Source organism: Dehalococcoidales bacterium (genome assembly GCA_028716225.1).
In the GTDB taxonomy this organism is placed as follows: Bacteria; Chloroflexota; Dehalococcoidia; order Dehalococcoidales; family UBA5760; genus UBA5760.
The window spans coordinates 15,878-25,073 of record JAQUQE010000013.1 but is presented as its reverse complement, the minus strand read 5'-3'; the positions used below and the strand labels follow the sequence as shown (position 1 = coordinate 25,073).

The following is a 9,196-nucleotide window of genomic DNA, read 5'->3' as shown; positions in this document are numbered from 1 at the left end:
GGTAAGCCCGTGAATCATCATAGAGTAATTTTATAAAGGGGGTGGACTATGGTACTTCGGGAAAAAGACTCCAAGGGGAATATCATCTTCGTCAATGAGGGCGGCGAACAGGCTCAGGAATTCACGCTGGCTCAAAAAGAAGGGAGACAGCCAAAGTGTGTCTACTGTGGGAAACCTCTCAATGAGGTCAAGGAGAACCAACGTACATTTATTACATGGCGCTGGAGTCCTACGCTCAAAGGATATATTAAAGACGACAATTGCGGGGACTCAGAGAAGCCCTACTGCGGATGGTGCGAAGTTCACGACTGGGAATTCGTTAATAACGATTTCATATTCTACTAGAAGGGGGGAGATATGGCTAAAAGAATAAAGTGTGCAATCGGTTACTCGGAGTACCTCAAGCTCTGTGAATGGGCGGATAGAATCGGAGCCAAGCTGGAGCTGGGAAAGGGGGTGAAAGTTGAAGTTAGTAAAATTACAGCGAATAGCCATTAAAGGCTACGCTCATGGTGAGAGCATGGGTGAAGGCGACTATTTCAATCCAACGACAGGATTGCCTGTCGAATGGCACACAGGGGACACGCTGGAGTGGTTTCTGGCCATAGAGATAGCGGAAACCTATGACGCTGATGCCCTTGACTATGCACAGCTAGCTGAAGCTATGCGGGCAATTCAGAGAGCAATCGACGACTTACAGGGCGCATGGAACGCACTATCCGAGGAGGTATATCTATGCCAACAAAAGTAGACCTGCATGGTAAGACCAAGGCCGATTATATCTACTGCGAGGATTGCAAACAATTCGAGGATTTCTGGAAGTATGACCACGACATCTATGAAGCTGGGCATCTCGGTCATAAGTGGCGCTATGTCACGGAGCTGGAGCTGGAAGACTGCGTAAAGTCCTGTGAAGAGCTTATCTCACGTTGTCCTGAGTGTGGCTCAAACATCTCCACTGAAATAGCTTACTGTAATGATGCTTGCCAAAACTGCGGGTGGGTAATAGATGTTAAGGCAATCAAGTATACCAACTGCTTCACCGATGGCTAAACGCTCGGTAACTAGCGGTCAGGAGGAGCTGGCCGCTAGTAGCGGAGTCTTTAGTAAAGGGGGGAATATGGCATTAACTGATGAGCAAAGAGCAAAGTACCTCCAGTCTCCATACGAGTGTCCTTTCTGCGGAGTCCGTGAGATTGACGCACTGGAATGGGACGGAGAGTTAGCCGCACAGAAAATCACTTGCCGAAAGTGTTGTAGGAGCTGGTGGGATTACTACAAACTCGTTGATGTAGAGGAAGTATTACCAGAAGAAGAGGGGGAGATATGAAAAAACAAACATGGGCTGACTATTTCAAGGGTAAATCTGACCAAGACTTGATTCAGGAAGCGACTGGCCTCGACCAGATGATAAACGTGGTTGAGTGCTTTGGCACACACGACCTCCTCCGCTTTGATGCTGTGCGTGGTGAGCTGGAGCGCAGGGGATACGAGGCCGTTCAGTCAATCAGTTTCAGGAAACGTGACGAGGAGGAAGAAGAATGAGTGGATGTGGGTATAATGGCACTTGCCCAAACTGCGGAGCTGACATGGACTGTTACTCCGACTGGAAGCCGTTTGATACCAATAGCGGAGAGTGCCTCGAATGTGGCTTCCACTACTGGACATCTGAGGATTATCTGACTCTCGAAGAGGTCAACGAGAGGCGGGCTGAATTAGACAGGGAGCCTCTAACCGAATTAAAGAAGGGGGTAGAATCATGCCAAGCGTAAAAGAGCTAAAAGAACATCTCAAGGGATATAACGATGAGGACATAATCGCCTATGACATCTGGCAGGTGGAAGATATTCTCCAGAAGGCCGATGAAGATGGCTATATCTGCACCAAAGAACAGGCAGAGGCGATTCTGGAAGACGTAGACCGACACAGGGATGCCAATTACGGCATCTGCTGGGATACTTTGCTCTGCTACATTCAGGACGTATGTAAACGGAAGGAGGAGCCGGATGAAGGAGATTAAATTCAAGGGAGAATCAGGCGAGGCTAGAGGCCGTAATGGGGTATTTACTCCACGTACCGCCGACTGCTTTAAGACTACCAGCGGAAAGCTAATGTTGTCTATCTGGAGTAGACGGACGGATGGAGAGCCGGCAATATACATAGACCTTGAGTTTACTGAAATGGCTAAACTTGCCAAGCTACTATCTGAATGCGTGACAGAACTCAAATAAGGGGGCGAATAATGAAATACCTTGTCCGTATCTACGCCGTATGTCGGCGCACAGTTCTAATCGAGGACGCCGAGAGCCAAGCGGAAGCTGTAAAGAGGGCTAACGCTATGGATATGAACCAGCTCTTTAGCTACGCACAAGTGGAATTTGCCGATGAGGTACAGGACTTCTACGTTGATGAGGTCGGAGATACTGACTACGGCAAGAGCTGTTTGTGGGTAATAAACGATAAGGATGAGCCAGAGCTAGAGCGAGGTTTAGAACATTTGGGGGTGAATGATGAAGTACGTAGTTCATAAGTATTACTCGACATTCGAGACAATGGAGATTGAGGCTGATACTGAGCAAGAGGCTCTATCTCAGGCCAACGAGCAAGAGGATATTTCGACCGAAGATATAATGATGAATCTGGAGCGCTGGGAAGACGGAGACATAGCGCATGAAGAAGAGGTCACCGGCCTGTGTTGCATCAACCACAGGAAGTGCAAGACATGAGCAAGCGTGAATTCTATCTGGTTGTCAGCCTACTGGTCATAATAGCTCTGGAATTTATTTACATAGGGGTAACAGTTGCCAATATTTTAAGTTAAGGGGTGAGTTATGGATAATGCTTGGAAGTTTGTGCAATGGGATGTCCAAGAGTTGGATACTCTAAAGGACTCTTTCCCTTACCGGATGCGCCTCAAGCTCAACAATGGAGAAGCGCTTACTCAGGAAGAGAAGGACAACATATTTGCCGACATAAGCCGGAATATATTCAGCAGGTCAGGAATCCCCCTGGGCGGGTGGATGTTCGACTTTAGTGACTACTGCCGGCAGTATTATGTCGAATTCACCTATGGGCATATTCAAAAGTATTGGGCACCAAATAAGACTGCTATAAGGCACGACAGATATACTCGACCTCTCCGCCGAATCGTGGAGGTAAAGTGAGCCTGTCACACTTTTTGCCTCTCAAACGATTAGCTATATAGGGGGTGAAATATGCCCAAAAAAGAATTTGTCTCCGATACCATTGTTGAGAGGGATTGTCTCAAGGAAATGCAATATTACGAGGATTATTTTACAAGTGACATTATCTACTGGACTGAATGGGTGTCCTATAACGTAAATTAAAAGGGGTGAGCGTTGTGAGCTATTATCAGAAGTACAGGCCAGTGCATTTCAAGGATGTAGTCGGTCAGGATTCAATAACCTATATTCTGGCTAACCAGGTCAAACGCCGGAAAGTGGCTAACTCATATCTGTTTGCCGGTCCCTCCGGTACTGGTAAGACCACTTGCGCCAGAATCATGGCCAATGCCCTGGCCGGAAGTAACTGGGATATTACCGAGATTGATTCAGCCAGGCTATTGCGGGGGATAGAGGAAGTAAAAGAGTTGGTCTATAAAGCCAACTTCGGCCCCCTGGGCGGCGCCCATAAAGTCTGGATTCTTGATGAAGTGCATGAGTTATCGAGTGCCGCATGGAACGGGTTACTCAAGACTCTCGAAGAGCCACCGCCATACTTGATAATAATCCTATGCACTACTAAACTAAGTGCCATACCTGAGACAGTGCGGAGCCGGTGTCAGCTCTTCGAGTTTCAGGCCATCAATGAAAAGGCTACCCTGGCTAAATTACAGATAATAGTTAAACGGGAGCGGCTGGGCGTCACTAATGAGGCTGTGCGCTTCATTGCCGGCATGGCTTCCGGTAACCTGAGAATTGCCGAGGGAATGTTGGAACAGGTAGTAAACTTGGACCACGGTTCTCCAAGGACAAAGGATATCAAGAAATTCTTACAAGCCAAAATAATTTAAAAAGGGGGGGCCATGATAGATACAACTGAGGAATATTGGGACTGCGAATGTGAGTATAATTACATTCACCCAAAGACGCAAAAGAGTTGTCCGATATGTGGCGCTATGGCAGATGAGCAACCTGACTCAATCGTGGATGAAGTAGAAAGGTATAAGGAGGATATATAGAATGATGACTCGTAAAGAATATGAGAGAAGGATAAATGCCGAGTTAACTAATCTTTATTGGGCTGGCCGTAATCTAAAATGGGGCAAACATCAAGGAACGCTTTATCGGCAAAATGAGCCAGAACAATTTGAAAGAGATTATCAACAGTACAACAAGGGCAAGGCCAACATAGTCTATCTTGAGCTAGTCAACGGGAATTAGCTATGAAAAAGATAGCCGAATGCAGTGAGAAAGAAATGCTCGAGGCAGTGAAAACCTTTGCCACTAAGTTAGGGGTGACAATAAATCCGGAGAAGCACCTGGCTAATTTTCTCAAGCGCCAGAGAACAGTCAAACACTGCGCCTGTAAGGCTGAGCGCGAGTATTGCCCATGCCCGGAAGCCCAGGGGGAAATACAAAAGGATGGGCATTGCTGCTGCTGGCTGTTTGTGGACCATCGCGGGCTTGAAATAGCCATGAGACGGCTGGCAAAGAAAAAGGCTAAGAATCCAGGTTACAAACCGAGTTAAAAAGTTTAGCTTGTAAGACCTGACCGTAAGGCAGGCACAGCAAAACGGAGGGCCAAAGTGAAACATATTTTGATGACTCCCGAGGAGAAAAAGGTTGCTATCGACGTGAATACGGATGTGTGTCTGTTCGGTGCACCGCGCAACCCACCTAATACAGGGACATCCTACACAAGCGGCACTGACATCTACGCCCATAAGGCGCGGTCCGGGAAAGCCTACTTCTACACCTATACCTGGTCGATGTGGGAGGGCGTGATGTCTAGTTACAACCTGATTACAGACGATGAGGCAAAACAAATGTTGCTACGGAAATCTGGCAAGTCTGGCTACGATGGGCTTGGCCACGAAGAAATGGAGTTAGCAGAGGAATATTTCCCGGGTATATTCGACGAAGACGCCTAAATGTATGTGTGCCCGGTCTGCGGCCGTAGTTTCGACTTAGGTGACTTGCCAGTGGTGGCCCGATACGGACTTCACTTATACCTGATTCACCACTGGCGGCTGGAGCTAATAATAGCAGAGACAATGAGACTTAATGGGAAGATTGGATAGTGATGGGCAGAGGTAATGAAGTGCCTAACTTTTAGACACCTTTATATACTTTTAAGCCTGTCACATTTTGAGAGAGTTAAACGATTAGCTATATAGGAGGGAAAACATGTCATGCAATTCGCGGGTAGTAATGCGTACTACTTTATCAGCGCAAAACATTGCTGATATAAAAAAGATAGCCAAAGAAATGGGATGGAAAGTAGTCGGGGATAAAATAATCATGTCACCCATGGTCAATGCCACACTGGAGGGTAATACCCTAACACTGCGGTCGCAAGCCGAGTGGGACTTAGGAGTTACCCAGCTAAAATCAATCATAGTGCTATTATCAGTCAAGGGAGTGAAGTTTGAGAAGGTGGACCAACCTGAGACACATATTCATCAGCCAACAGCGCCACAGCAGAGAGTAGGACACTGATGGAACAAAGGGAGCCACTGTCTGATGAAGAAAAGATTCTCTTGACCGCTATAGCCGATCGGGAGAGCGTTCCTGACAAAGAGCTTTATACTGCGCTTTGCAAGGCTTATAAGGACTTACCTAAAGTATGGGAAGTCACCCCCAAGATTCGCATGGCGCTGTTTGAGTGGGCGACTGAGCGCTTCGGTGAAGAAGGGAAAGTCGCCTTTATTGCCGCAGCGGTCGGCTACCTGGCTGCCCGGAGACTGAATAAAGATATCTTTTAAGGAGGAAACATGCCAGCATGGTTTGATGAATGGAAGCAAAAATATGTAAGCGGGGTAGCGATTGGTTTTCTACTTCATCTAAATATTTCCGACTATGTGGAGCCGGGGGTTAATCTTATCAGCTACCTGTCACAAGCCCTTTCCGCTTACAAGGTTATAGCTATCTATAACAGGGCAAAGGGAATAACCTTCCCCCTCGAGACAATGAGAAAGACATTCATTGAGTATACCGGCTTACAGCCAGACCCTATCACCGGTGACCTTGTTATACCAAAGTCACCTAAAGAGGCGCTACCGGTGCTGGAGAAACTTCTAAGGAAACAAATAGAGGGAGGCAAAGCCTCGGTGGTAATTATAGAATACGCCGAGTCTTTAGTGCCGGCTGCCGATATGGCAATGATGATACCAGAGGACAGGGATGCTTTAGTGACCATCGAGAGCTGGGCCAGGGACCCGGGTATAGTCGCTGCCGGCAATCCTATCTTTCTTATCACCAATAACGTCTCAGATATCCACCAGGCAGTAAGGGCTGCCAGTTCTAAGTATGAGGCTATAAGAATACCCATACCCAACATCGAGGAGCGAAAATCCTTTGTGGATAAGCAGCCACAGTTCATGGTAGGTACCACTGAATTATCAAATAGTGATATTGCCAGGGCTACTGCAGGTCTGTCTCTGGTGCACATCGAGGATATCTTTCTTCGAGCCAAACAGGAAGGTAGATTAACTTGGGAGTTAATCAGAGAGCGTAAGCGCGATATTATGAAGAGTGAGTTTGGGGACGTGCTGGAAATGATGGAGCCACGGTACGGCTTCGATGCTGTGGGTGGACTTGATAACGTCAAGGAATTCTTCTACCGCAATGTAATTAACCCGGTCAAGATAGGCAATTATGGCCGTGTACCAATGGGCGTTTTAATGACTGGACCTGCGGGTACCGGTAAGACTATTATGGCCGAGGCGGTTGCCAAGGAAAGCGGCTTAAACATGGCTGTCTTAAACCCGGCCAAGATATTCAGTAAGTGGGTAGGCGAGAGCGAGAGAAACTTAGACAAGGCACTAGAGGCCGTTAAGTCACTGGCTCCCATAATTATCCTGATTGACGAAATAGACCAGCAGCTTCAGAGGGGTGAGGCAGGTGACTCGGGGGTATCGAATCGCGTCTTCAAACGCCTTATGGAGTTTATGAGCGATACCGGGCATCGAGGACAAGTCGTGTTTCTGGCCGCTACTAACCGGCCTGACTTGATGGACGCCGCGCTTAAAAGACCTGGGCGCTTCGATGCCAAGATTCCCTTCCTGGTGCCGGACCAGAAAGCCAGACTGGATATCTTTAGAGTCATGTGTGCCAAGTATAAGGTTCCCTTTAAGCTGACCGGTAAGAGTTACTCCGCTTCCACTGAGGGCTGGACCGGAGCTGAGATTGAAAAGGTAGTTATCAAGGCTAAAGGGTTGATGGAAGATAGGGGGCTGAAGTCTGATAAAGCAATCACTGAAGCCCTTAAGCTCACAAGAGCTCGCACTCAGAATATTGAAATGATGACCAGGGTAGCTATCGAGGACTGTGACGACCTCGAATTCATACCGGAAAAGTACCGAAATTTAACAAAGGAGAGTAATAAAAGTGAGTAAGAAAAAGACTGAATCGGTAGTTCGGAGTCTGTATCAATGCAGTAATGCCAAGGTTAATGGGAAGGAAATATATTGTGCCAAGGGTAAAGCGATTGGCACTGGTAAGGGAGGGAAGTTAAATATCGAACAACTAATGAGTGGGAAGCCTTTGGAACGCAGGATTTGCCAAACCTGTGCTGATTACAACGAGATGGGGCCCCCCATACCGCCTGAAGAAAGAGGCTGGATGCAAATGCTAAAGCATAAGGGAGGATAAAAGTGGTAACTGAATCTACACTGGACCAAAAGAGAGCGGAAATAGCCCGCATCTTGGGCGAGGATAATGTAGGGGTAGGCAATCCCAAGTGGCTGACAATGATGGAGCAGGGAGTAATTGTAGAGCTTCACATCCGGCGCTGGAGAGGTCGAGCGAGGCTTGACTTATCAGACCTTGGGCTCCCTAAAAACATAGAGGATGACACTTATGCCCACTTGATGCGATTGGGTGACAAAAAGCTACTGCCGGCAAAGGAAATCAACGGCAGAAAAGTAAGTTATGTTGACCTCCTGGATAATCTCGACTCCTCGACTCGGGACTGGCTTGACAGGAATAGCTTTGAAACACACTGGGGGCGCTTTGTTCCCTTCACCAAGTATGAGGAGTGGAAGAAGGGCAATAAAGAATTCGAGCGGAAGTATTACGAGCTTCGCGACGAGATTTACTCGAAGTATGACAATATCAAAATCCAGTTAAGACAAGAGTACGGCGCCATGGCGATTGTAGCCTACCGTCGAGTAAAGGCACTGGGTAAGACCTCGGCGACCGAGGAGAATTTCATAGAGAAGTTTGTCGGCCACGTCCTCAGCCTGGTACCCTCCGCTGACATCATTAAGGCATCATTCGACTACGAAACCACTGCTACCTATATTCCGCTGCCCTCAGAAGTTGAGAGGGACATGGCTAAAGCCAAGTCAATACGTCTCGAGCAAGAGGTTAAAGACGAGGCAGCCATGAACAAGCTGCAGCTCCTTCGCAGAATGAACGACGATGTGGTACGCCAGGCTAAAGAGAAGAAAGAGCAGCTCATTGACTCTTTCATCTCCGACGTAGCACGACAAGTACGAAGCCAGATTTACGATGCGGTGACCGACGTGCTGGACAGCATCAAGAGAAACGACGGTAAACTGGTGGGCAAGAGCGCTTCACAGCTCGCCGCATTGATGGATAAAGTTGCGTCTCTTAATTTCTATGGGGATAGAGATATAGACGCAATGATGGCAAAAGTAAAAGCCACGCTGGGAGAGGTCAAAGACCGCAACATTGACCAGGTAACAGGAGTCCTGAAAGATATTGGCATTCTTACCCGGGCTTCTTTAATCGCGCTGGGTGATAACCCCCGGAGCGCCAGAGACGTGGGCATACCCGTAGCGCCGGCTAATGGCATCGTGAGACAAGCGAGAGCTGCCCTGGGGATAGTTGAAGTTAAGGCTGTGGAGTTAACAAGGGCTGGACGTAAGTAGTATAATTAAGGTTGCTGGGCGTGGCTGGGAGCCTCTACGGTGAGATAAAACTGCTCTGCTGGCTAAAAGCACCCGTTTTTCTTGGTAGCTAGCAGCAGGAAGCCCACCGAGCCCTAC

Annotated in this window: 22 protein-coding genes; all 22 read left to right on the top strand. The window is 47.8% G+C overall.

Annotated elements, in window-relative coordinates:
- The first annotated feature begins 48 nt into the window (after positions 1-48).
- A complete protein-coding gene (locus PHI12_08420) occupies positions 49-345 on the top strand; it encodes a hypothetical protein (GenBank protein ID MDD5510820.1) in 297 nt (98 codons plus the stop codon).
- A 12-nt stretch (positions 346-357) separates the two neighbouring features.
- Entirely contained in the window at positions 358-498 is a 141-nt protein-coding gene (locus tag PHI12_08415) for a hypothetical protein (protein ID MDD5510819.1), read from the top strand.
- Positions 464-751: a hypothetical protein gene (locus tag PHI12_08410; GenBank protein MDD5510818.1), complete on the top strand. Its 288-nt coding sequence runs from the start codon at positions 464-466 to the stop codon at positions 749-751. The genes PHI12_08415 and PHI12_08410 overlap by 35 nt, the downstream gene beginning before the upstream one ends.
- Positions 736-1,053, top strand: a complete 318-nt coding sequence (locus tag PHI12_08405) for a hypothetical protein (protein MDD5510817.1) — start codon at positions 736-738, stop codon at positions 1,051-1,053. The genes PHI12_08410 and PHI12_08405 overlap by 16 nt, the downstream gene beginning before the upstream one ends.
- Positions 1,010-1,330, top strand: a complete 321-nt coding sequence (locus PHI12_08400) for a hypothetical protein (GenBank protein MDD5510816.1) — start codon at positions 1,010-1,012, stop codon at positions 1,328-1,330. The genes PHI12_08405 and PHI12_08400 overlap by 44 nt, the downstream gene beginning before the upstream one ends.
- Entirely contained in the window at positions 1,327-1,545 is a 219-nt protein-coding gene (locus tag PHI12_08395; protein ID MDD5510815.1) for a hypothetical protein, read from the top strand. Before PHI12_08400 ends, PHI12_08395 begins: the two co-directional genes overlap by 4 nt.
- On the top strand, positions 1,542-1,772 hold the full coding sequence (locus tag PHI12_08390; protein ID MDD5510814.1) for a hypothetical protein: 231 nt from the start codon (positions 1,542-1,544) through the stop codon (positions 1,770-1,772). The genes PHI12_08395 and PHI12_08390 overlap by 4 nt, the downstream gene beginning before the upstream one ends.
- Positions 1,760-2,020: a hypothetical protein gene (locus PHI12_08385; GenBank protein MDD5510813.1), complete on the top strand. Its 261-nt coding sequence runs from the start codon at positions 1,760-1,762 to the stop codon at positions 2,018-2,020. Before PHI12_08390 ends, PHI12_08385 begins: the two co-directional genes overlap by 13 nt.
- Positions 2,007-2,231 (top strand): hypothetical protein, encoded by a 225-nt coding sequence (locus tag PHI12_08380; GenBank protein MDD5510812.1) that lies wholly within the window; start codon positions 2,007-2,009, stop codon positions 2,229-2,231. Before PHI12_08385 ends, PHI12_08380 begins: the two co-directional genes overlap by 14 nt.
- Before the next feature lie 11 nt (positions 2,232-2,242).
- On the top strand, positions 2,243-2,530 hold the full coding sequence (locus PHI12_08375; protein ID MDD5510811.1) for a hypothetical protein: 288 nt from the start codon (positions 2,243-2,245) through the stop codon (positions 2,528-2,530).
- Positions 2,508-2,726: a hypothetical protein gene (locus PHI12_08370; protein ID MDD5510810.1), complete on the top strand. Its 219-nt coding sequence runs from the start codon at positions 2,508-2,510 to the stop codon at positions 2,724-2,726. Before PHI12_08375 ends, PHI12_08370 begins: the two co-directional genes overlap by 23 nt.
- 105 nt (positions 2,727-2,831) lie before the next feature.
- Complete coding sequence (locus PHI12_08365; protein MDD5510809.1) at positions 2,832-3,164, top strand: molybdenum ABC transporter ATP-binding protein; 333 nt, start codon at positions 2,832-2,834, stop codon at positions 3,162-3,164.
- A gap of 51 nt (positions 3,165-3,215) precedes the next feature.
- Complete coding sequence (locus PHI12_08360) at positions 3,216-3,347, top strand: hypothetical protein (protein ID MDD5510808.1); 132 nt, start codon at positions 3,216-3,218, stop codon at positions 3,345-3,347.
- Between the two features lie 14 nt (positions 3,348-3,361).
- Entirely contained in the window at positions 3,362-4,033 is a 672-nt protein-coding gene (locus PHI12_08355; protein MDD5510807.1) for an AAA family ATPase, read from the top strand.
- Positions 4,034-4,202: 169 nt separating this feature from the next.
- Positions 4,203-4,403 carry a hypothetical protein gene (locus PHI12_08350; protein ID MDD5510806.1) on the top strand — a complete coding sequence of 67 codons (201 nt, stop codon included), beginning with the start codon at positions 4,203-4,205 and terminating at the stop codon, positions 4,401-4,403.
- 2 nt (positions 4,404-4,405) lie between these two features.
- Positions 4,406-4,711 carry a hypothetical protein gene (locus tag PHI12_08345; GenBank protein ID MDD5510805.1) on the top strand — a complete coding sequence of 102 codons (306 nt, stop codon included), beginning with the start codon at positions 4,406-4,408 and terminating at the stop codon, positions 4,709-4,711.
- A 57-nt stretch (positions 4,712-4,768) separates the two neighbouring features.
- Complete coding sequence (locus PHI12_08340; GenBank protein ID MDD5510804.1) at positions 4,769-5,113, top strand: hypothetical protein; 345 nt, start codon at positions 4,769-4,771, stop codon at positions 5,111-5,113.
- 256 nt (positions 5,114-5,369) lie between these two features.
- Positions 5,370-5,681 carry a hypothetical protein gene (locus PHI12_08335; GenBank protein MDD5510803.1) on the top strand — a complete coding sequence of 104 codons (312 nt, stop codon included), beginning with the start codon at positions 5,370-5,372 and terminating at the stop codon, positions 5,679-5,681.
- Positions 5,681-5,947 (top strand): hypothetical protein, encoded by a 267-nt coding sequence (locus PHI12_08330; protein MDD5510802.1) that lies wholly within the window; start codon positions 5,681-5,683, stop codon positions 5,945-5,947. The genes PHI12_08335 and PHI12_08330 overlap by 1 nt, the downstream gene beginning before the upstream one ends.
- 9 nt (positions 5,948-5,956) lie before the next feature.
- A complete protein-coding gene (locus tag PHI12_08325) occupies positions 5,957-7,579 on the top strand; it encodes an ATP-binding protein (GenBank protein ID MDD5510801.1) in 1,623 nt (540 codons plus the stop codon).
- Complete coding sequence (locus tag PHI12_08320) at positions 7,572-7,835, top strand: hypothetical protein (GenBank protein ID MDD5510800.1); 264 nt, start codon at positions 7,572-7,574, stop codon at positions 7,833-7,835. Before PHI12_08325 ends, PHI12_08320 begins: the two co-directional genes overlap by 8 nt.
- A gap of 2 nt (positions 7,836-7,837) precedes the next feature.
- Positions 7,838-9,079 carry a hypothetical protein gene (locus PHI12_08315; GenBank protein MDD5510799.1) on the top strand — a complete coding sequence of 414 codons (1,242 nt, stop codon included), beginning with the start codon at positions 7,838-7,840 and terminating at the stop codon, positions 9,077-9,079.
- The last annotated feature ends 117 nt before the right edge of the window (positions 9,080-9,196 follow it).